General features: G+C 60.7%; 25 protein-coding genes. 12 read left to right on the top strand and 13 right to left on the bottom strand.

The features are described 5' to 3' along the window. Positions 1–34: 34 nt before the first annotated feature. Complete coding sequence (locus tag MSL71_RS04840) at positions 35–286, top strand: FmdB family zinc ribbon protein (RefSeq protein ID WP_180137510.1); 252 nt, start codon at positions 35–37, stop codon at positions 284–286. A 148-nt stretch (positions 287–434) separates the two neighbouring features. Continuing rightward, positions 435–1,688 carry a radical SAM protein gene (locus tag MSL71_RS04835; protein ID WP_180137509.1) on the top strand — a complete coding sequence of 418 codons (1,254 nt, stop codon included), beginning with the start codon at positions 435–437 and terminating at the stop codon, positions 1,686–1,688. A gap of 348 nt (positions 1,689–2,036) precedes the next feature. On the opposite strand, the gene MSL71_RS04830 is transcribed toward MSL71_RS04835, so the two are convergent. Genes MSL71_RS04830 through MSL71_RS04820 form a run of 3 tightly spaced genes read right to left on the bottom strand, consistent with a single transcriptional unit; the run spans position 2,037 to position 3,973 of the window. Next, complete coding sequence (locus MSL71_RS04830; RefSeq protein ID WP_218950954.1) at positions 2,037–2,255, bottom strand: PLDc N-terminal domain-containing protein; 219 nt, start codon at positions 2,253–2,255, stop codon at positions 2,037–2,039. A 27-nt stretch (positions 2,256–2,282) separates the two neighbouring features. After that, complete coding sequence (locus MSL71_RS04825) at positions 2,283–3,158, bottom strand: lytic murein transglycosylase (RefSeq protein ID WP_180137508.1); 876 nt, start codon at positions 3,156–3,158, stop codon at positions 2,283–2,285. Next, positions 3,155–3,973: a histidinol-phosphatase gene (locus MSL71_RS04820; RefSeq protein WP_180137507.1), complete on the bottom strand. Its 819-nt coding sequence runs from the start codon at positions 3,971–3,973 to the stop codon at positions 3,155–3,157. The genes MSL71_RS04825 and MSL71_RS04820 overlap by 4 nt, the downstream gene beginning before the upstream one ends. Before the next feature lie 76 nt (positions 3,974–4,049). On the opposite strand from MSL71_RS04820, the gene radA reads away from it, so the two are divergent. The 5 genes from radA to lgt all read left to right on the top strand — a co-directional run bounded on the left by radA (position 4,050) and on the right by lgt (position 8,385). Continuing rightward, the gene (gene radA, locus MSL71_RS04815; protein ID WP_180137506.1) at positions 4,050–5,420 is read left to right on the top strand and encodes a DNA repair protein RadA; all 1,371 of its coding nucleotides are present in this window, start codon (positions 4,050–4,052) and stop codon (positions 5,418–5,420) included. Further along, positions 5,420–6,046, top strand: a complete 627-nt coding sequence (locus MSL71_RS04810; RefSeq protein WP_180137505.1) for an RlmE family RNA methyltransferase — start codon at positions 5,420–5,422, stop codon at positions 6,044–6,046. Before radA ends, MSL71_RS04810 begins: the two co-directional genes overlap by 1 nt. A 129-nt stretch (positions 6,047–6,175) precedes the next feature. Then, complete coding sequence (locus tag MSL71_RS04805) at positions 6,176–6,910, top strand: YebC/PmpR family DNA-binding transcriptional regulator (RefSeq protein ID WP_180137504.1); 735 nt, start codon at positions 6,176–6,178, stop codon at positions 6,908–6,910. Positions 6,911–7,054: 144 nt separating this feature from the next. Then, the gene (locus tag MSL71_RS04800; RefSeq protein ID WP_180137503.1) at positions 7,055–7,384 is read left to right on the top strand and encodes a YebG family protein; all 330 of its coding nucleotides are present in this window, start codon (positions 7,055–7,057) and stop codon (positions 7,382–7,384) included. Positions 7,385–7,593: 209 nt separating this feature from the next. Beyond that, positions 7,594–8,385: a prolipoprotein diacylglyceryl transferase gene (gene lgt / locus MSL71_RS04795; protein ID WP_180137502.1), complete on the top strand. Its 792-nt coding sequence runs from the start codon at positions 7,594–7,596 to the stop codon at positions 8,383–8,385. Between the two features lie 2 nt (positions 8,386–8,387). Here lgt and MSL71_RS04790 read toward each other — a convergent pair whose 3' ends face one another. Both MSL71_RS04790 and MSL71_RS04785 read right to left on the bottom strand, forming a co-directional pair. After that, positions 8,388–9,629 (bottom strand): class-III pyridoxal-phosphate-dependent aminotransferase, encoded by a 1,242-nt coding sequence (locus tag MSL71_RS04790; RefSeq protein WP_180137501.1) that lies wholly within the window; start codon positions 9,627–9,629, stop codon positions 8,388–8,390. Positions 9,630–9,632: 3 nt separating this feature from the next. After that, on the bottom strand, positions 9,633–11,078 hold the full coding sequence (locus tag MSL71_RS04785) for an aspartate aminotransferase family protein (protein ID WP_180137500.1): 1,446 nt from the start codon (positions 11,076–11,078) through the stop codon (positions 9,633–9,635). 532 nt (positions 11,079–11,610) lie between these two features. On the opposite strand from MSL71_RS04785, the gene MSL71_RS04780 reads away from it, so the two are divergent. From MSL71_RS04780 to MSL71_RS04770, 3 genes are all read left to right on the top strand, one after another. Continuing rightward, positions 11,611–11,844, top strand: a complete 234-nt coding sequence (locus MSL71_RS04780) for a hypothetical protein (RefSeq protein WP_180137499.1) — start codon at positions 11,611–11,613, stop codon at positions 11,842–11,844. A gap of 373 nt (positions 11,845–12,217) precedes the next feature. Beyond that, positions 12,218–12,412 (top strand): ferredoxin, encoded by a 195-nt coding sequence (locus MSL71_RS04775; protein WP_180137498.1) that lies wholly within the window; start codon positions 12,218–12,220, stop codon positions 12,410–12,412. Between the two features lie 161 nt (positions 12,413–12,573). After that, the gene (locus MSL71_RS04770; protein WP_180137497.1) at positions 12,574–13,473 is read left to right on the top strand and encodes a TIGR01777 family oxidoreductase; all 900 of its coding nucleotides are present in this window, start codon (positions 12,574–12,576) and stop codon (positions 13,471–13,473) included. Positions 13,474–13,503: 30 nt separating this feature from the next. Here the strand turns inward: MSL71_RS04770 and MSL71_RS04765 are convergent, their stop codons facing one another. From MSL71_RS04765 to MSL71_RS04750, 4 genes are all read right to left on the bottom strand, one after another. Then, the gene (locus MSL71_RS04765; RefSeq protein WP_180137496.1) at positions 13,504–14,076 is read right to left on the bottom strand and encodes a hypothetical protein; all 573 of its coding nucleotides are present in this window, start codon (positions 14,074–14,076) and stop codon (positions 13,504–13,506) included. Positions 14,077–14,079: 3 nt separating this feature from the next. Continuing rightward, positions 14,080–14,628: a YceD family protein gene (locus tag MSL71_RS04760; RefSeq protein WP_180137495.1), complete on the bottom strand. Its 549-nt coding sequence runs from the start codon at positions 14,626–14,628 to the stop codon at positions 14,080–14,082. 108 nt (positions 14,629–14,736) lie between these two features. Beyond that, positions 14,737–15,564: an endonuclease/exonuclease/phosphatase family protein gene (locus tag MSL71_RS04755; RefSeq protein ID WP_180137494.1), complete on the bottom strand. Its 828-nt coding sequence runs from the start codon at positions 15,562–15,564 to the stop codon at positions 14,737–14,739. Next, the gene (locus MSL71_RS04750) at positions 15,561–16,418 is read right to left on the bottom strand and encodes a rhomboid family intramembrane serine protease (protein WP_180137493.1); all 858 of its coding nucleotides are present in this window, start codon (positions 16,416–16,418) and stop codon (positions 15,561–15,563) included. Before MSL71_RS04750 ends, MSL71_RS04755 begins: the two co-directional genes overlap by 4 nt. Before the next feature lie 251 nt (positions 16,419–16,669). Between MSL71_RS04750 and MSL71_RS04745 the strand changes: the two genes are divergently transcribed. Further along, positions 16,670–18,607 carry a [Fe-Fe] hydrogenase large subunit C-terminal domain-containing protein gene (locus MSL71_RS04745; RefSeq protein ID WP_180137492.1) on the top strand — a complete coding sequence of 646 codons (1,938 nt, stop codon included), beginning with the start codon at positions 16,670–16,672 and terminating at the stop codon, positions 18,605–18,607. 88 nt (positions 18,608–18,695) lie between these two features. Here the strand turns inward: MSL71_RS04745 and MSL71_RS04740 are convergent, their stop codons facing one another. The 3 genes from MSL71_RS04740 to MSL71_RS04730 all read right to left on the bottom strand — a co-directional run bounded on the left by MSL71_RS04740 (position 18,696) and on the right by MSL71_RS04730 (position 22,246). Next, positions 18,696–19,496 carry an alpha/beta fold hydrolase gene (locus MSL71_RS04740; protein ID WP_180137491.1) on the bottom strand — a complete coding sequence of 267 codons (801 nt, stop codon included), beginning with the start codon at positions 19,494–19,496 and terminating at the stop codon, positions 18,696–18,698. Positions 19,497–19,559: 63 nt separating this feature from the next. Continuing rightward, complete coding sequence (locus tag MSL71_RS04735) at positions 19,560–20,864, bottom strand: DUF945 family protein (RefSeq protein ID WP_180137490.1); 1,305 nt, start codon at positions 20,862–20,864, stop codon at positions 19,560–19,562. A 158-nt stretch (positions 20,865–21,022) separates the two neighbouring features. After that, a complete protein-coding gene (locus MSL71_RS04730; RefSeq protein WP_180137489.1) occupies positions 21,023–22,246 on the bottom strand; it encodes an NADH:flavin oxidoreductase/NADH oxidase family protein in 1,224 nt (407 codons plus the stop codon). A gap of 284 nt (positions 22,247–22,530) precedes the next feature. Here MSL71_RS04730 and MSL71_RS04725 point away from each other — a divergent pair, with 284 nt between their 5' ends. Continuing rightward, on the top strand, positions 22,531–23,460 hold the full coding sequence (locus MSL71_RS04725) for a cation diffusion facilitator family transporter (protein ID WP_180137488.1): 930 nt from the start codon (positions 22,531–22,533) through the stop codon (positions 23,458–23,460). 475 nt (positions 23,461–23,935) lie between these two features. Here MSL71_RS04725 and MSL71_RS04720 read toward each other — a convergent pair whose 3' ends face one another. Then, positions 23,936–25,378, bottom strand: a complete 1,443-nt coding sequence (locus MSL71_RS04720) for a sodium:solute symporter family protein (RefSeq protein WP_180137487.1) — start codon at positions 25,376–25,378, stop codon at positions 23,936–23,938. Between the last annotated feature and the right edge of the window lie 65 nt (positions 25,379–25,443).

Raw genomic sequence — 25,443 nt, 5'->3', positions numbered from 1 at the left:
AGTCGCGGTGAGACGATGAAAAGGCGGGGAATCTATGCCCATTTACGAATTTAAGTGCAGCAAGTGTGAAGAGTTCTTTGAACTGCTCGTTATGGGCAGCAACGACGAAGAGGAGTTGAAGTGCCCCAAGTGCGGCTCCCAGAGCTTTGAGCGGGTCATCAGCACCACCAATTTCAAAATGGGGGCGGCTGCCTCCGGCGGCAACCCGACAAACCAGTCCGGCATTCAGAAACGGCAGTGCTCCAGCGGTTCCTGTACGACCTACACCCTGGGAGGCCAGGAGTAACGCAGGACTTTTCAGGACTTTCCGTTTAAGTGCACGATTTTGAAACGCCCCATGATGCCGGCAACGGTCATGGGGTGTTTTTGTTTGAAAAACAGTAAGTAGTGAATGGTGAGTGGGGGATAGGGCAACGGCTGGGTAAGGGGGGAAGATGTATTCACGGGACGGGATCACGGTGCGGACGGGGCTTGTGGGGGCGGTGCGATACCTCAAGGCGAGCTGGGCGGTGAGGTACGGTCTGTACCATGAGATCCGGACACCCGCCTACCTGTTTCAGTTCAGCCCGGAAGGGGTGATCCGGTTCATCCAGGGACGTCCGGGTACCTGGCCCAACCACGGGGATTGGTTCAAACGCACGGCGGGCGGGGACTGGATCTACTATTCGTCCGGCGGATACAACGGCGCGTTTTCGGCCATCGGCGAGCACTACATTCCGGTGTTCCCCTATTCCAGCAACGGGGTAATCGGGGAAAAGGCCTACCCCCAGGGGACACTGAACACAGCCTTGCATGCACTGGAAGAGCTGACAGCCTGGGCGGGTGAGGCGGCCAGCGGGGCGCCACCCGAGGTGGCGGAACTCCTGAGCCGCGTGTCCCGGAAAAATTCCCGAGGGGACCTGGCCACCCTGGCAGACCGCTTCCACAGCCTGACCCACGGGCCTGTTACGGTTCTGCCACCGGACTGCCGTCATGTGGACTACGATATCCTGCCCCTGCGCCTGGCCAAAGGCTGCCTCTACCATTGCCGGTTCTGCGGGGTGAAGTCCCGGCATGGGTTTTCTGTGGAAACAGGTGAACATGTGGCGGAAGGGGCCAATGCCCTGGCAGGGTATTTTAAAGGTGATCTGGCCGACATGGGCGGGGTGTTCTTGGGAGAGCATGACGCCCTTGCCGCAGGGGCAGACGCCGTGATCCGGGCAGCCCAGGTCTGCGAGCCCCTTTTTTCAACAGAGCGACAGGTGGCGGATGCACCGGGCCTCTTTCTCTTCGGAAGTCCCGATGCCCTTGTGAAGGTGACCGATGCCCAGTGGCAGGCCCTGGACCGCCTGCCCTTTGACGTGCGGATCAATACCGGCATCGAATCCCTGGATGAGGCGACCCTGAATTACCTGGGACGGCCCACTCCCCTGTCCCTGGTCTCCGAGGCCGTGGCACGGGCCGACGAGGTCAACAGACGGTTCAGCGGGGTGTCGGTTTCCCTAAACATGGTCACCGGCTCAGGCCTGCCCGAATCCCATCACACATCCCTGGCACGGTTCGTGGCCTCCCGCCGTACCCTGGACGCTCCCCTCTACCTCTCGCCCCTGAAAAATCACGCAGACCGGCGCACAACCCTCAAAGAGCTCACCGCCCTCAAACGCATGGGCCAGGGCTCGGTGTTCCTCTACCTGCTTCAACGTTTATAAGGAAAGCCTTCTATGGTTAAAGTGGGCTTTAAAAGCGTGCCTCCGGCGGCCCTGCCGGGGGCCAAACGTTTGAAACGTTTGACAAACAGGTTTTAAAATTTCCCAACTCCTTTGGAGCCAGTCCGGTTTAAGCTAAATAGTCAACGGGTTACGATAACGAATCGTAGCCCTTTAAGGCTTGTCGCATCGCTCGTACAAACCACCAGCATATGTTTCGGGCGAAGCCCGAGCCGAAAGGCCGTTGCAATGTGGCCCGAGGAACGCGGGACACATTGCAACGGCAGGCAGCTTTCGAGGTGTTTTCGCAATGGTGGCTTCGCCACCCTCGCCGTCGGAGGCTGTTTTTTGTTACTCCGCTTTGGTCACGGAACCCTTTCGCATTCCCAGGACGAGGTAGAGGAACCATCCCACAAAGGGGATGAGGGCGACGATGGCCCAGAGGGCTTTTTTGCCGGTGGTGCCGAAGTCTTTTCTGGCAACATCCACGAAGGCAAGCATGGTGAGGGTGAAGAAGACGAAGCCGATGACGACCCAGGTGCCGAGGGTGGAGCTGGTCAGTCCGTTCATGGGGTGTATGTTCCTTGGCGTATTGGTTTAGGGGGTTGTTTTTTTCAGGGCATCCATGATGTCGTGGAGCGTGTTTGCGTAATAGATGCTGTGGTTGTACCGCATGAGCACTTTGATGGCTTTTTTGCGCTCGATGCCGGGTTTCCAGCCGAAGTGGCGCAGGTAGTTGGCCACGCTGGCGATGGCGTCCTCGTGGGTGTAGAGGTCGACGACGCCGTCGTTGTTTCCGTCCACACCAAGCTGGAGGATGCGGCTGGGCATGAACTGGGGAATGCCCATGGCCCCGGCATAGGAGCCGATGAATTTCCTTGGGTCTTTGCCCACCTGGTCGCTGTAGGTCAGGAGGGCTTTGAGTTCGCGGTAGGCCCACTGGGCCTTGTCCTTTGTCTTTTTCTCAAAGCGCTTGCGGCTGATGCGTCGATTGGGGGGGACTTCCCGCCAGAGGTGTGCCTTGGCCGTGTTGTCCGACAGAGAGGCCAGGGTGGCCAGGATCTTGAAGACCCGCTGGTTGCCGATGTAATTGCCCAAGGCGGTTTCCACCATGAGGACGGCGGTGATGATCTCCTTGTCCACGCCGTAGGCTGCCTCGGCCGCATCCAGGGATGCTGCGTGACGCTTCAGGTAGGCCCGGCCCGTGGCAAGAGAGCTTTTGGTGAGGAAGCGGCCGTAGTTGAGCTTGCCTTCGTTGTGCATGAAGTAGCCGGAGACCCCTTTAACGGCAAAGAGGCGCAGGCCTTCCTGAAAATAGATGTCCACCTTCTCTTCGGGGAATCCGTCTTTGACCAGTCTTGCTCGTACCGATTTAAACGGGTCGGGGCTCTTGGTGGCGGTATGGCCGGAGGGCGGCACAAGCCCCAGGAGCATCAGGGCCAGGAAAAACGTGACAAGCAGGCGACGGGTCATTGGGACTCCTGTGGGGTCGGTTGAGTGTCCATGGGGACGAGAATGCGTTGTCGGCGGTCAAACCGGGCCAGGTGGGTAACGCCCAGGTTTCGGAGGGTGTTCATGGCAGCGGGAATCCCCGCACCCACGGCCTGGGCCTTGTGGGCATCGGACCCCGTGGTCAGGGGAACTTCCTGTGTTACGGCCCGGGCAATGAGGGCCTCGGAAGGATAATAATCCTTTGCAGGATGGGCCAGGCCGCCGGTGTTCACCTCCAGGGCAAGGTTCTGTTGGGCCATGATGTCGATGACCTCGGCAAGGCCCTTTTCCACATCGGCGGGCAGGGGGCGGCCGCTTTTTTTGATGACGTCCAGGTGGCAGACCACGTCGAAGAAGGGCGTTTCCACCATCTGGCGGACCCTTTCCACATAGCGCCTGCACAGGGCGTCGAAGTCTTTGTCGGGAATGGCCGAGGCGTTCCGGCGGCTGGCGATGTTGATGCCGTCCACAAAGTGGATGGAGCAGCCGATGAGGTCGAATTCAAAACGGTCGATGATCTCGGTGAGGGCCGGGACAGCCTCGGGGCAGAAGTCCACCTCCAGGCCGGTGCGGATGGTGATGCGGTCTTTGTACGCCTCTTTCATCTCCCGGACGGCGTAGACATAGAAGGGGACCTCTCCGGGGGCCATGGAGTGGGCGGTGCTGGTGCGATCCAGGGTGAAGTGTTCGAGAAAGCAGATTTCGGTCAAACCGGCGCGGACCGCGGCGTCTACGTAGCTTCGGATGCCGCCGACGGCGTGGTTGCACAACAATGTATGGATGTGGTAGTCAATCATTGCCTTTACCAACTATAATTATTCCACGGCCTTTACAGGCCAGCCATCTTACCAGAAGCCGGGATGAATTGACACCGTGAAAAAGAGAAGAAAAAGCCTCTACAGCTGCCAGTCGTGCGGGTATCAGACCCCCAAATGGATGGGGCGCTGCCCGGAATGCGGAGGATGGGATACCCTGGTGGAGGAAGTGATCACCGAAGGGGATCGCTTCCAGGCCTCACCGTCTGCCAAGCGCGTGGCCACCCCGGAACCCGAGAGCATCCTGGCCATCGAGACCCAGGAGGAACCCCGCATGCCTTCGGGCATTCCCGAGTTCGACCGGGTGCTGGGGGGCGGCATCGTGGCGGGCTCCCTGGTGCTCATCGGGGGGGACCCCGGCATCGGCAAGTCCACCCTCATGCTCCAGGCGTTAGACGGCCTGGCCCGGGACGGCCGCCGGGTCCTTTACGTCTCCGGGGAGGAGTCCAAGGGCCAGATCCATTTGCGGAGCCAGCGCCTGGGCGTCTCGTCAGGCTCCCTGATGGTGGTCACCGAGATCCACGTGGACGCTGTCCTTGCCCTTTTGGAGAGCCAGAAACCCGCGGCGGTGGTCATCGACTCGGTGCAGACCATGTACAACGCCGAGCTGGCATCGGCCCCAGGCAGCGTGGGCCAGGTGCGGGAGACCACCATGAAACTCATGGTGGCGGCCAAAAAGAGCGGGATCCCCATTTTCCTCGTGGGCCACGTGACCAAGGACGGAGCCATCGCAGGCCCGCGCGTCATGGAGCACATGGTGGACACGGTCCTCTATTTTGAAGGGGACACCAATCACATCTTCAGGGTCCTGCGGGCCGTGAAGAACCGTTTCGGCTCCACCAACGAGATCGGCGTCTTTGAAATGCGGGGCGGAGGCCTGGCCCAGGTGCCCAACCCCTCGGCCCTGTTCCTTGCCGAGCGGCCGGAGAGTGCGCCGGGATCCGTGGTGACGGCCAGCATGGAGGGCACCCGGCCCATTTTGGTGGAAGTCCAGGGACTGGTGAGCCGGTCGGGCCTGGGAACCCCCAGGCGCACCGTGCTGGGCCTGGACAGCAACCGCGTGGCCCTTCTGGTGGCGGTGATGGAAAAGAAGATCGGCATGAACCTGGCCGGGCTGGACATCTTCATGAACGTGGCCGGCGGGGTGCGTGTCACCGAGCCCGCCGTGGATTTGGCCATTCTGGCTGCCGCAGCCTCCAGCTTTCTGGACCGCCCTCTTCCCGAAGGGGCCGTTGTTCTGGGGGAGGTGGGGCTCACCGGCGAGGTGCGGGGCATCAGCCAGCTGGAAGGGCGCGCCGCCGAAATACGGAAAATGGGGTTTACCCACTTCATCGTGCCGGAATCCGGCGCCAAGCGCCTGAAAAAGATTGACGGCCTCAAGGTCAGCGGCGTTCGCCACGTGGCCCAGGCCATGGAGATATTATTTTAATGGCAGTAAAAAAAGCAAAAATTTCAAGGCCTCCCAAGAAGAAGGGACAGTGGGAAGATCATTACACCCGCAAGGCCAGGGACGAGAAGTACCCAGCGCGAAGTGTCTATAAACTTCAGGAAATACAACGCAAGTTTACTCTGATAAAAAAAGGTGCTAAGGTGCTGGATCTCGGATGCTCGCCGGGTTCCTGGCTCCTCTACGCTGCGGAGCTCACCGGCGGCAGCGGGCACGTGACGGGCATCGACCTGAAGCCGGTGACCGTTAAGCTGCCCTCCCATGCCGAGGCCCTTGTGGGGGACATCCTGGCGTTGACCCCGGAGCTGGAAGAGGCTTTCTCCTCCGGCTTTTCTGCGGTGATCAGCGACATGGCCCCGGCCACCACCGGCATGAAGGACGTGGACGCGGCACGTTCCCTGGAGCTTTGCGAGATGGCCCTCACCGTGGCCCTTGAGCGGCTTACCCCAGGGGGGCATTTTGTCTGCAAGATCTTCCAGGGTGGCGACTTCGACGCCTACGTGACCCACGTCAAGGGGCACTTCAGGCAGGTGAAGATCTTCAAGCCCGAGAGCTGCCGCAAGCAGAGCAAAGAGATTTACGTCATCGGCATCGGCAGGAAAGAGTGACCAGGGCGTCTGCATGCCCTTTTGACATAGAGCGATATCGAAACATTATTGAATGCACACCGCCTTTATGGCGAATCAGGCACACGCGTGACGATGGCCTGGCAGTAGGCATGACCAATAGGAGGATTTATGGCTGGACACAGTAAATGGGCCAACATCAAGCACAAGAAGGGTCGCGAAGACGCCAAGCGCGGCAAGATCTTTACCAAGCTGATCAAGGAAGTGACCGTGGCGGCACGCATGGGCGGAGGCGATCCTTCCGCCAACCCGCGCCTGCGCTCTGCCGTTGCAGCGGCACGTTCCGAAAACATGCCCAAGGACACCCTGGAGCGCGCCATCAAGCGTGGCACCGGTGAACTTGAAGGGGTAAACTACGAAGAGATCGTCTACGAAGGCTACGGCCCCGGCGGCGCTGCTGTGATCGTGGAGTCCCTCACCGACAACAAGAACCGCGCCATCGCCGAGATCCGCCACATCTTCACCAAGTGCGGCGGCAACATCGGCGCCAACGGCTGCGTCTCCTGGATGTTCGACAAAAAAGGGCTCATCGTGGTGGCCAAGGACGCCGTGGATGAAGAGGCCCTCATGGAGACCGCCATCGAAGCGGGCGCCGAGGACGTCAAGGACGAAGGCGAGAACTTCGAGGTGATCACCGCCCCCGAGGACTACAACGAGGTGAAGGAAGCCATCGACGCTGCCTCCATCCCCACGGTTATGTCCGAAGTGACCATGATCCCCCAGAACATGAGCGACCTGGAAGGCAAGGACGCCGAGAAGATGGTCCGCATGATGGACATGCTGGACGATTGCGACGACGTTCAGAACGTCCACACCAACGCAGACATTCCCGACGACCTGGCATAAGGCCCCGGACAAGGGGACGGGTTCGGCCGCCTTAAGGCCTCGGACCCTGTAACTCCTTTTCAGGCACCAGTGCCGACGGCGGGTGGACGACGGCGGGCGGCTGAGCCCGCCGCCATGACCCGAACCGACCTTCGGAGGAGACAGATGGCAGTCATCGTAAAATATGTTGTGGTTCGCGATGGGGTCGAAAAGATGACGTTTACCACCAAAAAAGAGGCGGATGCCTACGACAAGATGCTCGATATCGCCGAGAACCTGAACGGCTTCATCGGTGCATCCGGCGTGGAACTCTCGGACGAGACCCTGGAGAGCCTCTCCATGTACCTTGCAGAACACAGGGACCAGGTTGCGGCCATTCTCAAGGGCGCCTCTCCCCGTCCCAAAGCCGCGGAACCCGAGGCCGAGGCACCGCCGAAACCTACCAGGAAAACGGCGGCACCCAAGACGCCCCGAACCCCGAAGAAAAAAGCGTAACAGCACGCTCTTCCGTAAAGGACCTGCCTTGGGCCTTTACCGAAAAAGGCCGGTCTTCCCGACAGTGTTCGGGGCCGGCTTTTTTGTTTTTTGGAAACGACTTGGAGAAAAAGCAAAAGATGCCTCCGGCGGCACGCTTTTTGCCAGCTACTTTAACCCCATAAGGCAGTTTTCAGCATTGCTTCACTGAACGGAAAGGAACGAATCCCATGGACCATCTGGTCTGGAACATTTCCCCTGAGCTCTTGTCCATCGGACCGTTGGCAGTTCGCTGGTACGGCCTTTTTTTTGCCTCTGCCTTTCTTTTCGGATTTTTTTATACGGAGCGCCGAACGGCCCGGGCCGGGATGGATGTCAACACCGATGCCCTGCTCTTATACCTCATGGTAGGGACCCTTGGGGGGGCCCGCCTTGCCCACTGTTTTTTTTACGAGCCGGGGTACTTTTTTGCCCACCCCCTGGAGATCCTCATGGTCTGGAAGGGGGGGCTGGCAAGTCACGGGGGGCTTGTGGGGTTTCTTCTCTCGTTGGGGGTTTTTACCCGCCGGGAGGGGGCACCTTTTTTCTTTCTCCTGGATGTGCTGGCGGTGCCTGCGGCCTTTGGCGGGGCCCTGGTGCGCCTGGGAAACTTTTTTAACTCCGAGATCGTGGGGCTTTACTCGGAGGTGCCCTGGGCCATTGTGTTTGCCCGGGTGGACACGCTTCCACGGCATCCGTCCCAGCTTTACGAATCCCTGGTCTGTCTTGTAACCTTTTTGCTTCTGTTTATCTGCGACAGGGCCGGGGCGAGCCGGGGGCGCGGCATCTTGTCGGGTGTGTTCCTTGTGGTGATTTTTTCCAGCCGGATTCTCCTGGAACCCCTGAAAACCCGCCAGGCCCCCTGGGTGGAAGGGTTTTTTCTCAGCATGGGCCAGATGCTGAGCATCCCCATGGTCCTTGCGGGCCTCATTCTTCTGGTGCTCGGCCTTCGCAGGCTATCCGCCTCAAAACCTTCCGCCTGATATCATTCCCCAGGGGCCTCCGTCGAGGAGGCCTCTTTCAATTCCTGAAGTGACGTTTCCACAGCATGCAGCAGAATGTCCCCTTCCTCTTTTGTGAGCAGGAGGGAGGGGCGCAGAACCACGCTTTCACAGGCCACGGCCCCGGGGACCGTAAAGAGCCCGTTTCCCGCGGCCATGCGGCAGAAGGCCACGGCTTTTCGCTGGGAGGCAAAGGTGAGGGCCAGGAGCAGGCCCATGCCGTCCACCGAGGTGAGAAGGGTGGGGAACCCTGTCTGGAGCCGGGTGAGACCCTCTTTGAGCCTTTTGCCCATATCCAGGGCATTTTTCCAGGGAGCAAGGCGCTCGTATTCCCTCAGGGCGGCAAGGGCCACGCGGCAGCCCACGTCCGATCCGCCGAAGGTCGAGAGGTGAATCAATGGATGGGCGTTGAGAAAGCGGTGGAGCTTTGGGGTGAAGAGGGTGGCGCAGATGGGAAAAATCCCTGCGCCCAGGGCTTCTCCGGTGATGAGTATGTCCGGGGTCACCCCCAGGGCCCGGCAGGCGAAGCGGTCCCCGCACCTTCCGAAGCCGGACTGGGTCTCATCGAAGATGAGCAGGGCGCCCTTGTTGCGGGTGATGGCCCGGAGGTCCGAGAGGTACTCTCTGGTTGCGGTGCGTCCCCGGTTTTCCGCCTGCACGGGTTCCAGGATAAGGGCGGCGGTCTTTTCGGTGACGGCCTCTTCGGCGCGGGCCGGGTCTCCCCAGGGGATGGTGCGGGTATCCGGGATCAGGCTGCCGTAGAGGTGCTTGTCCCGGCGGTCGGACAGGGCCATGGCAAAGCCGGTGTGGCCGAACCAGGAGCCCGACAGGGAGATGAGCTCCGTGCGCCGGGTGGCTCCCCTGGCCAGCTTGCAGGAAAAATCCACGGATTCGCCGCGCACCACGCTGAACATCACCCGCGAAAGCCCTTCCGGCGCAAAACCAGCAAGGGCTTCGGCAAGGTCCGCCTTTTCCGATGAGATGAGGGGGAAGTTGCCCTGGTCCGTGGCAAAGGCGGCCTTTTTGAGCGCTTCGGTAAGGGCCGGGGGCCGCCTGCCCAGGTTGCAGATACCACCGGCCGATGTGGCGTCCAGGAGGCGTGTCCCTTCCGAATCCTCTATCCAGCTGCCGTCGGGGGCGCTTTCAAGGAAATCATGGCCGAGGCGCTTCATTCGCTTGAGGGTGCCGGGGTTGAAGGGGAGTGGCGTTTCGGATGCATGGTCCATGGGCTAGCTCCTGCGCTTTCGGGTCATGAGGTGGGCGGCGGTCTCCAGGGTGCGCAGCCAGTTGAAGGTGACGGTCTGGATTTTTTCGCTGTTGAGAAGGGGAAGGACCCCGGGGATCTTGGCGGCGGGCAGGGCCACGGGGAGCAGGGCCTTCATGGTGCGGATGGCTTTTCGGATCACCTCCACCACCTGCTCGATCTCTTCCCGGCTCACGGTGAGGGGCAGCATGAACCGCATGACCTGGGGGGCGTTTCCCGAGTAGGCGGCAAAGATGCCCCCTTCGGCCAGGGCATTGGACATCATGGGCCCCATGAACTCGTGGATGTATTCGATGCCCACCATAAGGCCGATGCCCCGCACCTCCCGGATGATACCGGGGTTTTCCCCGCGGATCTCCTCCAGGGCCCGGAGGAACTCTTCGCCCCTGTCCCGTGCGTTGCTGCAGAGGTCCAGGCGGTCGATTTCGTCCAGCACGGCCAGGGAGACGCGGCAGCCGATGTCGCTGCCCCCGCTGTAGGAGAGGTGAAAGGCGGGCCATGTTTCCAGGAACCGGGCCACGTTGTCGTTCATGGCGTAGAGCACGGCGCCGTTGGGGAACAGGCCCCCGCCCATGGATTTGGCCGTGGCCAGGATATCGGGGACGACCCCGTAGTGTTCCGCGGCAAAGAGGGCCCCGGTGCGGCCGAAGCCCGTCTGCACTTCATCAAAAATAAGGAAAATCCCCAGCTCGTCGCAGAGCTCCCTGAGGCCCCGGATATAGGCTTGGGTCGCCACATGGATTCCCGCCTCTCCCTGGACCGGTTCGATGATGACGGCGGCAGTGTCGGGGCCGGCCATGTCCCGTACCGCCCCGAGGTCGTTGAAGGGGGCAAAGCGAACCCCCGGCATGAGGGGTTCAAAGTGGCGTCTGTAGTGGTCTTTGCCGTTGACGGAGAGGGCCAGGCCCGTGTGGCCGTGGTAGGCCTTTTGGGTGGCGATGATCCCGGTTTTACCCGAAGCTCCCAGGGCCAGCTTCAGGGCGCAGTCCACGGCCTCGCCGCCCCCTGCGGCAAAGAAGAGGTGGGTGAGCCCGGCAGGGGCCCGTGCGGTCAGGTGCCTTGCCAGGCGGATCTTGGCCTCGGAGAGGAGGTGGCCGCTGCCCATGTCGCAGGTGGTCAGGGCCTCCTCAATGGCGCGTTGGACGGCCGGGTTGCTGCGTCCGACGTTGAAGCAGCCGGCCGAGGTAAAGCAGTCCACCATGACGCGTCCGGTTTCCGGATCCGTAAAGCCCAGGTCGGTGCGGTGGCGCTCCAGGATATCCAGATGACCGGCCCTGAGGTAGCGTATCTGGCCTTTGTTGAGATGTGTTGAAAAACGCTTGACCACGGCCCGTTTTTCTTCGGGTTTCAAGGGGTCGCGTTCCGGGGTATCGGGTGATTGCGGGGCGGGACTCGTCAACGGTTTCTGCATGGCACCTCCAGCTGAATCGCGATGGGTAAACGTCAGGTATCGGGGTGTTCCAAACAGGCCAGGGTGGGCCGGGGGGAAGGGAGGGGCGTTGTGCATGGACGGGTGAAATGACCGTTTCCACTCCCAATCTACTATTTGCTAGTTTTGCCCTGATAGTCAAGGGAATCGTTTCTAACCTGTGGATTTTTCTGGTAAGCCGTGCTGGCAGAGGCGGTCTGGAACCGGGGCGATTCCCCAGGAATCAGGGGCAACATGGTGTTGACAAGTGTATGGGATTCGTGCAGATTTAGACAGGCTTAAATCGCGTTATCCCCCGGAGTTGATTCTGCATTTTGACGGGCCCGCCTCAGTTTTTCAGATGGCGTGGCTCGGTGTTATTTCCTCCAGCGCGGTGTGTGCGGCCATTCCTGGCGATTTGCGCCGTCCCCGTGTTCCCGCCCACAGGGGCTCAGGCCCCGGGCAAGGGGCAAAAGGCCCCGTGACCCCATGTTTCTATATCCCCGACTCAGCGGAGTAAGGGAAAGGAGCGATCATGACAGCCTACGAATGCAAAACCTGCGGTAAGGTGACCATGGAGAAAGGACACCTCTGTGATCCTACGGAGGTGGGGAAAATTTATGCCTGCGAGCACTGCGGAAAGCAGGTGGCCAACGAAAAACACGTGTGCAAGCCCCAGATACTGGAGTTCAAGTTCTTCTGCAACGATTGCGGCAGAAGCGCCGTCAGTGAAAAAGACGTATGCAACCCGGTACCGATTGATGAGTGATCAAGACACCGGGGCCCATGTCCCGGAATTCGTCCACGTGGATAAAGAGTTCAGTCGCTGTGATGCCTGCGGGTATGAAGACGGATTTCACGTCTCTTTTTCTGTCCTCAAGGCACCACGTGCTGAGATTATCTTGATTTGTCCCAGATGCAGCAAACGCTTTCGAGTGGGGTGGGGTGTCACCCTGGCGTAGGCGCATCAAAACCAGCGGGGAACGCAGTACGCATTCCGTATATGTTTGGACGCTCTTGAGTGGACACCGGAAAGGGCAATGCCCTTTCCGGCGCATGGCGTCCGTGCCCGGCATATGCGTTGCGTCCGAGTTCCCGGTATCGAAAAATCATCAGCAGTTCACTATCAACAGGAGGAGAGTATGGGAAAGCGAGTTGTCATTGATGAAGAGGAGTGCATGGGATGTGAGGCCTGTGTTGAGATCGCGCCGGACGTGTTTGAATTTGACGATGACGCAGGAAAGGCCCTGGTGGTGATGGCCGAGGGAGGGGACGTGGGGTTGATTGAAGAAGCCATGGACGCCTGCCCCGCCGACTGTATCACCTGGGAAGGGTGATGCCGCAAACCATGGCGGCACGATTCACGGGCCCTGGGGCGCCGCTTGCCGATAAGGTGGCGGCTGCTTTCCGGGGCCTTTCTTGGTCGGAGATCGATTTGTCGGCGAATTGTTTTTCAAGGGGGGCTTTTCCCCCGGTGAAACCCATGGGAGGCGACGGCATGCATGTTCTGATCACAGGGGGGACCGGTTTTATAGGGACGGCGGTGGCAAGGCGCCTTCTGGACGAAGGACACGAGGTGACGGTGACAGGGCGCAGCGGCAAGTCGCCCATCCCCGAAGGGGAGAGGTTCCGCGCCATGGCCTGCGACACCACCGTCGAAGGGCCCTGGCAGGAGGCGGTGGCGAGCAGCGACGCGGTGATTAACCTTGCGGGCCGCAGCATCTTTACCCGCTGGAACAAAGAGAAAAAAGAGCAGATCGTCAACAGTCGCCTGCTCACCACGGAAAACGTGGTGAAGGCCCTGCCTTCCGACGGAAAGACCTCCCTTTTCAGCGCTTCTGCCGTGGGGTACTACGGGAACAGGGGGGACACACTGCTTGCCGAGGATGCCTCCGGTGGTGACGGGTTCCTTGCCGACGTGAGCCGACGCTGGGAAGCCGAAGCCCTGACCGCTGCGAAAAAGGGCGGGCGTGTGGTGATCATGCGGTTCGGCGGGGTCCTCGGCCTGGGTGGCGGGGCCCTGGATGCCATGCTTACCCCGTACAAGCTGGGCCTGGGCGGGCCGTTGGCCGGTGGGGATCAGTGGTTTCCATGGATTCACATGGACGATCTCGTGGGGGCCCTTCTTTTTCTGATGGGCCAGGAGAGCGCCGAAGGCCCGGTGAACTTCTGTGCCCCGTATGTGGTCAGGAACCGGGATTTTTCCAAGGCCCTGGCCGGGGTCCTCGGGCGTCCGGCTCCCTTTTCCGTTCCGCTTTTTGCCCTGCGCATGGCCATGGGGGAGCTGGGGGACGAGATTATCGCCAGCCAGCGCGTGGTCCCGGAAAAGCTATCCTCCTGGGGTTTTTCCTTTGCCTTTCCTTCCCTGGAAGGGGCCTTAAAAGATCTCCTGGCGTGATTTTTATGCCTGCAGGGCATGCCTTCGTTATCAGGCAAACAGCTCGCTGCGTTGCCAGTCCCTTGCCTGCTTCTGAAAGCTCTTCAGGTAGCAGCGCCCTTTTTTGTCCCGCATATCATAGACCGCGTGGCGAAGCACCGTGATCGCCACCCCGCCTTTCATCCGCATTTCGATATCATATCGTGAAAAATTCTCCACAAGCCCTTTGATGATCTCCCCCTCCAGCAGGGTGACGAACATGACCTGTCTCTCCTTGATAAGGGGGTAAAGGGTCTTGTTCTTGATGAAGTAGCGGTGGGCCGGGGCGTGAATGGGCCCCAGGTCCATGGATTTGACCTTCTTGTCTATTTTAATGAGCTTGGTGAGGGCCTCCTCCGAGGAGGCGGGGAAGTGGCACATGACCTCCACCTTGGGAACCAGGGCCTCCCCGTCGTCTCCTGTGACATAGATGTCGTAGGGGGTCTGGCGGGTGACGGGCCCGGTGAGGGACGCGCCACCGTGCAGGAGAAACCGGGTGGGCTCCCCGCTGGCCTCAAGGGCGTCGAAGCAGGAGGTTTGGTAGTGCGCTTTTTTGTAGTCGGAGAATCCCTGGAGTTGCGCCATGGGTTACTTTCCCCCTTTCAGGACTTTGAGTTTGGCAAAGGCGGGGTGCCCGGTGGCCACGTCGCAGTCGCAGGACCCCTGGTTGAGGTTTTTTCCGCACTCCCGGCAGAGGCCCTTGCAGGCTGTGTTGCAGGTGGGGTTCTGGGGAAGGGCCATGATCACCTCGTCCTGGAGGTTGGCGGAGAGGTCGATGGAATCTCCGCTGAAGGTTTCCCGGGTCAGGGCCTCTTCGGTGAGCTCCACTTCGTCGGCCACCTTGGTCTCGTATGCCTGGACACCTTCCTCCACAAAGCGCAGGTCCACCTCGGCGGTGAGGGCTTCGGTGAAGGGTTCGAGGCATCGCCCGCAGGGCTGCTCCACGGTGACGGAAACGGTCCCTCTGACCTCCACCTGGCCTCCTTGGGTGCGAGCCGAAAGGGCAATGTCAAGGGGGCTCGTGAATCGAACCTCGCCCTTGCTTTCCAGGTCGGAAAGGACGGAAAAACGGGTGGCGGGTTCGCTTGCGGAGAACTCGCTCCAATTTTCGGAAAGAACGGATATATTGAGGATCATGATGATCTCCATGTGTGGCAAGGGTGTTGGTGGTTGAGAAGGGCCGCCTGACAAACAAGCGGCCGGTTCAATGGCTCATTAGAGCAGAAAGGCGCCTTGTTGTAAATGTCACGGCAGGGTGAATCGTGCCATGACGGGCACATGGTCGGAGAGGGTGGTGTGCACGGCCGTTGCCGGACCGTCGAGGCGAAGGCCGCGGTAAAAAATGCGGTCGATGGCCAGCTTGCTGTCGCCCCCGGCGAGGACCACCAGGCGAGAGGTGCCGGTGCGCCCGCCGCGGACCGGTGCCTCGGTGAAGCCGGGGAGGGCCTCGGTGACCACGGCGAGCCGACGATTGCTCCAGGTGTTGAAGTCCCCGCACACCACGGCCGGCCCCCTGAACGCCTCCACCACCTCACGGACGGCTGCCATCTGGGCCGAGAGGCCCCGGGCGGAGATCTCAAAATTAAGCCCGTGGAGGGTGATGATCAGGAGCCTGTGGGGCGTGCCGTCTTCACCTGCCAGGGGGTAGACTGCCGCCAGCCCCATTTTGGGGGTGATGAACCCCAGTTCACGGGGCCTGACCGTGATGGGACGAGCGGAAAGGGGCGCTACGGGGGCCATGAGGGCCACCCCTGAATCGGCATCGCTCCACCACCACCGAAAGCTCCGGGCAAAGTGGGCGCCCAGGCCCGGAAGGGCGAGCATCTCCCCGGTGGCTTCCTGAAGGGCCATGATGGGGGCGCTGAGGTTTGAACTGAGGGTTTTCAGCACCTCGGTGACCTCCTGGCCGGAGCTCTCATTGCCCTTGGCCACGTTCCAGGTGATCACGGTGAATTTTGGGGCCAGTTCCCTCGGGCCCTCGGGATAGGGGGCTGCCTCCTGAAGGTCCTGGAGCAGGGTGCAGGAGGTGAGCAGGAGGAGCGCGGTCACAAAGGGGAGCATCCGTTTTTTCACAGGGCACCCCCCTGGCCGGAAAAGAAGGCGAGGCTGCAGGCAAGGGCCGATACGGCAAGGCCCGCGGCCTGGAGGAGGGGGCCCTGTTTTTCTGGGATCAGGCCCGGAAGGACCCCGGCCCCGAGGCCGAAGCCGAACCCCAGCAGGTGACCGGAGACATCGGAGCCCGGTCCCACACCGGTAAAGGCGAGGATGGCCAGACCGGCTCCCAGGGGCATCAGGGCCCGCCAGGGTGTGGCATGGGAGAGGAGGCGCTTGAGGGTGCCACCCGAGGCCAGAAGGCCTGCCGAAGCAAATACCAGGGTGGAGGCTCCGAAGGAGATGTGTCCCATGCCGGCAAACCAGAAGGCGTTCACCGCGTTGGCCAGGGCCGAGGCCGCCAGCAGGAGAAACCAGCCCACCCCGTCTCCGCAGATCTGGAACACACCCGTGGAAAAAATAATGAGCCCGGCCATGTTGCCCAAAAGGTGGGGCCAGCCCGAATGGAGAAACAGGGCGGTGAGGGTTCGGTACCACTCTCCGGCAAGGATCCGCGAGGAGTAGGCGGCATAAAGCTTCACGGGCTCCTGGAGGCCGTCCAGGGGGCCCGTTTTGAGGAAGACAGCCAGGATGACGGCGGCGGCAAAGAAGCCGGACCAGGAGGGAGCAAGGGTCCATGTCCGCTCCGGACGTGGACGGTTCTCCGCGTCGTACGTGGCGATGAGGGCCTCGCAGCGCAGGGCGTCCTCCGGGGCCACCAGAAGGGTCAGGCGCCCGTGCTCGGCATCGATGCGGTGGGCGATTCCCTCGGTGGTCAACAGCAGCTCGATTTCCCTGGCCCTTTGTCGTGTCAGGTGCGTCAGCAGAGGTTCCATGGAGTTCCTGTGGGTTGGGTGAACGGTTTTATGCTGTTTTTATCACAGAAACGGGGGGTAGCGGTAACCTTCTCGAAGGCCGCGTTTCGTTATTTTTCTTAAGGCCTGCTTAAATTCGGCCGTTAATGAAGGTATACACGGCCAAGATCACGGGGGGGCTCAGTTGATCTTTTTGCGGTGAATGTACCCGATTTTGTCAATTGATATGAGGGGTCTGTCTTGAAAAACTGAATTAAGGAGTCGATATAAAAATGGGATCATCCCTTGCTGAAGTGATTTCAATCGATCAGGAGAAATGTGTCAATTGTTATGTCTGTATCGCCGCCTGCCCGGTGAAGTTTTGTAACGACGCCTCCGGGGACGGGCTGGTTGTGAATCACGCCATGTGCATCGGGTGCGGAGAGTGTGTGCGGGTCTGTACCCATGAGGCACGCACCGTGTTGGATGATACCCCGGCTTTCTTGCGTGACCTGGGGCGGGAGAAGATGGTGGCCGTGGTGGCCCCTGCCGTGGCGTGCGCCTTTCCGGGGCGCACCCTCAACCTCAACGGATGGCTCCGGGCCCGGGGCGTGTCTGCGGTGTTTGACGTGAGTTTCGGGGCGGAACTCACCGTCAAGAGCTACCTGGAACACATGAAGGCCGACTCCCCTTCCTGCGTCATCGCCCAGCCCTGTCCGGCCATCGTCAACTTCGTGGAGCTTTACGCCCCCGAACTGATTCCCCACCTTGCACCGGCAGACAGTCCCATGCTCCATGCCATGAAGATGATCAAGCGGTTTCACCCGGATCTGGCACACCATAAAATCGTGGTGGTCTCTCCCTGCCTTGCCAAAAAACGCGAGTATGTGGAGGTGGGCATGGGGGATTACAACGTCACCATGAAGGAGCTCTCCGACTACTTTCAGCGGGAAGGCATTCGACTGGGGGATTTCCCGGCGGTGGAGTTTACCAACCCGCCCGCGGAGCGGGCCGTGCTGTTCTCCAGCCCCGGTGGCCTCCTTCGGACAGTGGCGCGCTGGAAGGGCGGGGCCGACACCCGGGCCCGGAAGATCGAAGGGCCGTCTGTGGTCTATCCGTACCTGAAGACCTTGAAACAGAGCGTCAAAGAGGGCGTGGCCCCCCAGCTGGTGGACTGCCTGAACTGCGACCACGGCTGCAACGGAGGCACGGCCACCCCGGCCCGGGACCTGTCCCCGGACCGCCTGGAGCACGAGGTGGAAAAACGCAGCCGGGCCATGCAGGAGGGCTACCGGAAATCAGGTCCCGGGGCCGAGGCGAGGACGAGAAAGAGCCTGGAGAAGCTGCTGGATGCGTACTGGGAGCCCGGCCTCTACACCCGGAGCTACACCGACCGAAGCGCGGACAACATCATCCGCACCCCTTCCGAGGCCGAACTCAAGGCTGTCTACGGGAGCATGGGCAAGCACACCGCAGCAGATCTCTACAATTGTTCGGCCTGCGGCTACAACTCCTGCGAAGGCATGGCCGTGGCCATTTTCAACGGCATCAACAAGCCGGAGCACTGCGCCCACTTTATCATGGATGAGAACCAAAAGCTCATCGACCGCATCAACGCCCGGGCCATGCAGGACGAAGAGATCGCCTCCATCGATCGTTCCACACGGGACCTTTCCACCAACATGCAGAGCATCTCCGGCAACATTGACGAACTCAACACCAGCATCGCCGAGATTTCACGGGACGTCCAGCAGAGCAAGTCCGTGGCCGAAGAGGCGTCCCGCAACGTGGATGATTCCGGGGAGGCCTTCAGCGGCCTGCAGGCCGCCAGTCAGGAGATTCCCGACGTCCTTCAGTTTATCAACGACACCGTGGACAACCTCTCCCTGCTGGCCCTGAATGCCAAGATAGAGGCCGCACGGGCCGGGGACGCGGGCAAGGGATTTGACGTGGTGGCCACCGAGGTCAAGGGCCTGGCCGACTCCACGGCCGGGGCCGTGGTGCGCATCCGCGAGATTACGGAAAAGATTGTCTCCGCCTCCAAGAATGTCAACCAGGCCATGGACGCCCTGCGCGGCTACGTGACGACCCTGGAAGAGTACCAGGTCTCCATTGCCGCAGCCGTGGAGCAGCAGAGCACCAACACCCACAACGCTTCGGGTCTCCTCCAGGACCTCTCCGGGGCCGTGGCGGACATCCACGCCAACCTCAGCCGCGTGGCCGAAGGGTAAGGGGCTGCGAGAAAACGTGCCTCCGGAGGCATGCTTTTCCTGTTCACTATAACCATAGAAGGCATCGCTTTTACTTTTGTTCCGCCCTTTACTCAGCGGGGCGCTCTTCCAGGTTTTTGAGGAAATTCATGACCAGGGCGTTGAATGAGGCCGGCTCCTCCACGTTCACCACATGGTGGGTGCCGGGCAGGGTCATGAGGGTGGCGTTTTGCATGCGCGCGGCCACCTCTTTTTTGTGGTCCAGGGGGGCGTAGTCGTGCTCGGAGTGGATGAGCAGGGCAGGGCAGGCGATGCGGTGGAGCCGGTCCATGACGCTCCAGTTTTTCAGGGCCCTGAGGCTTGCGAGGTAAGGCCTTCGGGGGTTCTCCGCCCATCTGGCCTCCATGGTGTGCCGAAGGGGTGCCATCTCCGGGGCGGGGAAGACGTGCTTTGCGATGAATTTGCCTACGGCCCCCGGGCCCATGAGGGCTGAGAGGACCAGGCGGCTGTAGTAGAGGTGCTTTCGGGTGAAGGTGTCCACCGGCACCATGCCGCTCATGTTGGCGATGACAATGGATTTGACGAGGTGGGCGTGGTCCAGGGCGAGGTGAAAGGCCACGGCCCCTCCCATGGAGAGCCCCACCACGTGGGCCGGTTCTCCGGCGATTTTTTTGAGGAAGGCCGCCACGTCCTTTGCAAACAGGGACATGGCGTAGGGCCCTTTGGGTTTGTCGCTTCTGCCGTGGCCCCGCAGGTCCACGGTGAAGACCCGGAACCGGGGGGTGAAGTGGTCCACCTGATACTCCCAGTCCCTGAGGCTGGAGCCCAGGCCGTGGATCAGGAGGAGGGGAGGACCGTCCCCGTGGGATTGGTAGTGCATGGAAATGCCGTTGACGATGGTCTGTGGCATGGCGGGATCTCCCTTGCGGGAACAGCCCCCGGCGAGAAGCCGGGGGCTTTTTTTATGGGGACGCTACATAATGGTGTTTCCGTTGATGGTGACGTGTCCCTCTTTGATGGTGGCCTTGGTGCGATAGTAGTTTTCGTCGGAGACGAGGAGCCCCTGGTCCATGAGCTGCATGAGCTGGCCCAGGTCCATAAAGGTGTTGAGGAACGCCTTGGGAAGGGAGGCCTCGAATTCAGCGTTCACAGCCTGGATGAGCATGGTCATGGAGGGGAGGTTGGCGGCCTGCTCCCCGAGGATCTCTGCATAGCCGGTGGCGGTGAGGGCTTCGTCTTTTCCGGTGCCCAGGTTCAGGGTGGTCAGGGTGAACTTGGGATCACGTTTGAGGATCTCGGGAAGCAGTTCCATCAGCTTGCCCATGATCATCATGCCGTACATATCGGAGTTCATGCTGCCGGAGGCCGCGACATCGTTTATGGTCTCCCGGAGGGTGTCCATGGATGCTTTGTCCAGGTTGTCCAGCATGATTTCGAGCTTGGCCGGGGCAAAGCTCAGGTCGTTGTTGGTCAGGTTGTCGAATCCGGTTTCAAAGGTGGAGTTGTAGACCTCTTCGGCCTCCTTGCTCATGGCCGCCACATAGGCCTTGTCCAGATTGAAACGGGTGTGGGATATCTTGTTGTTAAAGGCGATGCGTTCGATGTCGTATCGTGCGCTGGTGTCGCCGCCCGCCTTGGCCGCGGACAGGAGAATCTTGTCCACGATGAAGACGTCGGCCTCATTTTCCGTGATGGAAAAGGAGGGCATCTCCGCCTCAAAGTCGAAGTCCTTGGAGGCCCAGTTGTACGTGCCGTTTCCGTTGAGTCCGGCAAAGTCGATGACCACGGGCTTGCTGGTTTCCTTAAAGGTCTTGGCATAAGCTGCGATGCTGTAGACGCTGGCGATGGTCTTGTCGAATCCGATGTGGCTCTTCATTTCAAAGGAGGGGAACTCCTTAATGATGGCGGCCAGCTCTGGATCGGATTCTTCCACGGGCTCAATCCAGGCAGAGGAGCGGTCCAGGGCCAGGCCAATGGGGGAGCCGGAAGACAGAGCAGACCAGAATACGGGCCCGTGGGTGACCTCGCTCTTGAAGCGGATCACTGCGGGAAGGGCCAGGTCTTCTCCCATGGCCTTGAGGATGATGTCCCCGGTGATGACAGAAGAGAACCAGCCCCTCTGGTAGTCGAGGTCCTTGATGCCCATGGATGGGTTGTTCATCAGGGATTCATCGGTAAGCTGGGTGTAGAAGGTTTCGACCTGTTTGCCGATGTACCATGGGGCGCCCATCAGAAGAACGAGAACAAGAAGGATAATGCCGCCGAGTACTTTTTTCATAAAATCTCCGTGAGATATGTGTCAGGGTTTCGAGATTGAAATAACTGCAAAAACAATGATGGTCAACATATCAGCAATTGATTGGGAGTAAAATAAAAAAGGGCGACGGAAGCGTAAAAGTGGTTGAATATGCGCTACAATGGCGGTGCCCGGTGCGATCAGGCCCGACGCCTCTTGAAGGCCATGGTGCCCATGCCCGAGAGGATCTTCCAGACAGTCTTGTAGACGTTTTCATGGGGCCTGGGCTCCTGGCCCATGCCCAGGTAGCGCAGCTGGTTTTCGTACCAGGTGATCTCCAGCATGGTGATGCGGTCCAAAAGTTTGACGCCGGTGGTCAGGGGACGGACCGTGCTGGTGACAGTGTTCCCGTTAAGCACCTTGCCCGGCAGCTCGGGGTCCACCACCAGGGGGCGGGCAAGGCCCACCATGGCCACGGCGGTCTCGCAAAGGGCCGTCCTCATCATCTCGTCGGATCGAAATCCGCCGGTGAGGACCAGGGGCGCTGTGACGGTCCGGGCCGCCTGGTCGGCAAAGGCAAGGAAGTAGGGGGTTCCCTCTTTTTTTCTTCCGCCCATCATGGCCGGTGCCTCGTAGTTTCCCCCGGAGACCTCCACCAGGTCGATGCCCTCGGCGTCCAGGGCGCGGATCACCACAAGGGCCTCCTCCTCGGTGAATCCGTTTTTTTTGAAATCCGATGAATTGATCTTGATGCCCACGGGAAATTCAGGGCCCACCTCCCGCCGGATGGCCCGGTAGGTCTCCAGGACAAAGCGCATGCGCCCGGTGATGTCTCCGCCCCAGCGGTCGGTGCGGTGGTTGTACAGGGGCGAGAGGAACTGGCTGACCAGGTAGCCGTGGGCCCCGTGGATCTGGACCCCGGTGAAACCGGCACGCTTGACGGTTTCAGCTGCCTTGGCAAACCGGTGGATGATCTCCAGGATCTCGGCGTCGGTGAGGGACCGGGGGGTGTTGAAGGCCCGCTTGAGGTCCGATGCGTAGGGAATGGCCGAAGGCGCCACGGGTTCCGGGGAGAGAAAGGCCGGGGACTGGCGTCCCGGGTGGTTGAGCTGCACCCAGATGTGGGCTCCGTTTGCTTTGCCGCACTCGGCCCAGCGGGACAGGGCTTCCATGTGGCGGTCGTCTTCAATCACCACATTGTTGGGCTCACCCAGGGCCCGCCGGTCCACCATGACGTTTCCGGTGACCAGAAGGCCGGTGCCTCCCCGGGCCCAGCGGCTGTATAGGCGATGAAGCTCCGGTGTGGGGCCGTGGCCACGGTCTCCCATGATTTCGCTCATGGCGGATTTGACGATGCGGTTTTTCAGGACGGCTCCGCACGGGAGGGTGAGGGGGGCGGCCAGTGGATTGGGCTTCGTGTTCATGAAACTCTCCCTTTGCTGGTGGATGGGTGGGCTGACTATGCATTTCAAACGTAAGCCCTAAATCGCCCGATGCAAACTGTTTTTCTCGTTACCCTGACGCCAAGGATCGCGCCAGGCTCCCGCGGCTCAGTGCTTTCGCTTTTTTTCAATGCACGGTACACTATAAGGCGGATTTTTTCCCATCAATCAGGCGGTTGGCCCAGCGGTCACCCATGCCGAGGCTTCTGCGCGCTCCCGCCGACGGCTGTCGGTGACCGTCCCAACCCTTTTTTCGGGAGGTCTCCATGAGCCACGGCCATCATCACCACCATGCCCCCACCGGAAGCCGCCTGGGGGCCACCATCGTCCTCAATGTCGTCATCACCGTTGCCCAGGTGGCGGGGGGGCTTCTCTCAGGCAGCCTGGCCCTTCTCTCCGACGCCCTTCACAACGCCAGCGACGTGGTGGCTCTCATCATCAGCGCCATTGCCGAAAAGCTCATCACCCGAACCTCTACCCCGGAGAAAACCTTTGGGTACCGGCGAGCCGGGGTGGTGGCTGCCATGATCAACAGCGTCACCCTCATGGCCATTGCCCTGCTTCTCATTAAAGAGGCCGTGACGCGCCTGATCCATCCGGTGGGCGTGTCCGCAGGGCCGGTGATCCTCCTGGCGATCCTGAGCATTGCCCTCAACGGGCTCTGCGTCCTTTTATTAAAGGAAGAAGCCGAAGGGAGCCTCAACATCCGCTCTGCCTCCCTGCACCTTTTTACGGACATGATCACCTCCGTGGCCGTCCTGGCCGGGGGTGTTGCCGTGGCCGTGTTCGGGGTGCACCGCCTGGACAGCCTGCTCTCCATGGGCATCGCCCTGTACCTGATCTACGCCTCCTGGGGCCTGGTGATGCAGAGCCTGGCTGTGCTCATGCAGTTTTCCCCGCCTTCCGTGGACGTTTCAACGGTGGAGGCGGCCATGCTCGAAGAGGAAGCGGTGCGCAACATCCATCATCTCCACGTCTGGCAGCTCACCGACACCGACATCCACCTGGAGGCCCACGTGGACTTTCATGAAGACCTCCCCTTGAGCCGGGTGAACACCATCCTTGGTGCCATGGAAGAGCGCCTGCGCCGGAGGTTCCACATCACCCATGTCCTGTTGCAGCCCGAATTTGAGGTGTGCGACGACACGGATCTTATCGCCGACGCCGCCTGCCGGCGCGAACCCCATGACCATTAAATACATCTGCACCCCGGCGTCTTGACTTTTAAGGTAATAGTGCATGGAAAAGCCTGCCTCCGGCGGCGAGGTGTGCCACCTCGAAAGCAGGCTACGAATGCGTTTTCCCCTTCGTTCCTCAGGGAAAATCACCTTCGTCTTTGATTCAAATTGAACTGGATTGATTTTTAAAGCCTGTTTATCAAACTTTTCAAAAGTTTGGCCCCCGGCAGGGCCGCCGGAGGCTTTTTTACAGGTACTCGCTGCAAAGCAAAACGGGCGACACCATCTGTAGTGATGGGGCGCCCGTTTTGCACATCTCAGGGGAGGAAGTCCGAAGGCGCCCCGTTCAGGGGGTGGGCGCCTTCGGGGCTGGGGTCAGGATTTGTTGATGCTGAGAACGTATTTCACGATGCCGAGGGTCACATAGCCGGCTGCAAGGACGTTGATGGCAAGGGATGTGTAGATAATGGCTTCAAGCATGGGTCACCCTCCTTTAGATAGACTCCGGTTGAAAGTTTCGGGACGGTGTCGTGTTCTTTGTCATCTGGTGCACCACGACCATGGTGAGGATGTTGGCGGCCATGCCCACGATGTTGGAGGGCAGGCCCAGGGGATCGCCCAGGACCTTGGGGCCCCAGATAAAGGCCGTTAAAAGGCCCACCACCACAGCCGGGGCGCCGACGTAAGGGGAGATGCCTCTCTTCCAGAAGAGGGCCACGAGCAGGGTCGGGATCACAGCGGGAGCCCAGAGGTTGTAGACGTAGATCATCAGCTCGAAGATCTTGGGGAAGGCCAGGGCAATGCCCACGCCGCCGACACCGATGACGATGGTGATCTTCTTGGTCCAGGAGAGGAGCTCCTGCTGGCTGGCCTTGGGGTTGATGAACTCGTTGTAGATGTCCCGGGTGAAGATAACCGCCGCGGTGTTGATAAAGGAGTCGCCTGTGGACATGACCGCCGCCAGCAGGGCGCCGAAGACAAGGCCGGAGATGCCGGGGGGCAGGGTCTCCCGGATCAGGGTGGTCAGGGCCAGGTCGGGCCTTACATCGGGCTGGATCACCAGGGAACACACGCCGATGACCAGGGTGGTGACGAGGAAGAACATGTAATAGCCGCCGAAGATGGTGACTCCCCACTTGCTGTCCTTGGGGGAGGCGCCGGTGGCGTAGCGCTGGATGAAGTAGGGCGCGGCCATCTCACCGAACATGAAGGTGAGGAAAAAGGCGAAGATCTTGGTGGTACTCCAGTCCGAGCGGAAGAAGTCCACCTTGTCGGCAAACTCGGGACCCATGGCGATGACGGTCTGCACCGCTTCGTTGATGCCCCCCACCTGGTTCAGGGAGAGGAAGGCGCAGAGGGTGATGCCCAGGGCCAGGACCACAAACTGAATGGCGTCGGTGAGGATAACGGCCAGCATGCCGCCTGCCCAGGTGTAGGCGATGGTGATTACCGAAGAGATGACGGCTGCCGGGATCAGGGGAATACCGGTGACGGTCTGGAGGATGCGGCCCATGGCCAGGATCTGCACCCCGAACAGGGCGATGACAAAGGCGAAGGCCACGATGCTCGAAGCGAGGCGGCCGCTTCGGCCGAAGCTCCTGCCGAACAGGTCGCCCACCGTGTAGACGTTGGCACCGGCTTCACGCACCTTCGGGGCGATGTAGAGCCCGCTTAAAACCTGGCCCAGGGCCATGCCCGAGATGCCCATGAGGACGATGATGCCCTGCTTGTGCACAAAGGCGATACGCCCGATGGTGGAACCGCCGCCGCAGAGGGTGGCAGCCACGGTTGCAAAGAGAATGGCCATGGGGATGGAACGGCCGGCAACAGAATAGTCGTCGAAATCTTTGATGTTTTTCATGGAAAAGACGCCGATGCCGAGTACCAGTGCGAAATACCCGAAGATCAGTATCATGTCCAACGTGGATACTGCCATACTTCCTCTACCTCCTACGTAGATTCGATGAAAGAGACGGGCGCGACCTTAAATAAGGCCGTGCG

Source organism: Desulfoluna butyratoxydans, assembly GCF_900699765.1.
GTDB classification, from domain to species: Bacteria; Desulfobacterota; Desulfobacteria; order Desulfobacterales; family Desulfolunaceae; genus Desulfoluna; species Desulfoluna butyratoxydans.
The sequence above is the reverse complement of the archived record's forward strand: the minus strand, read 5'-3'. Positions and strand labels throughout refer to the sequence as shown.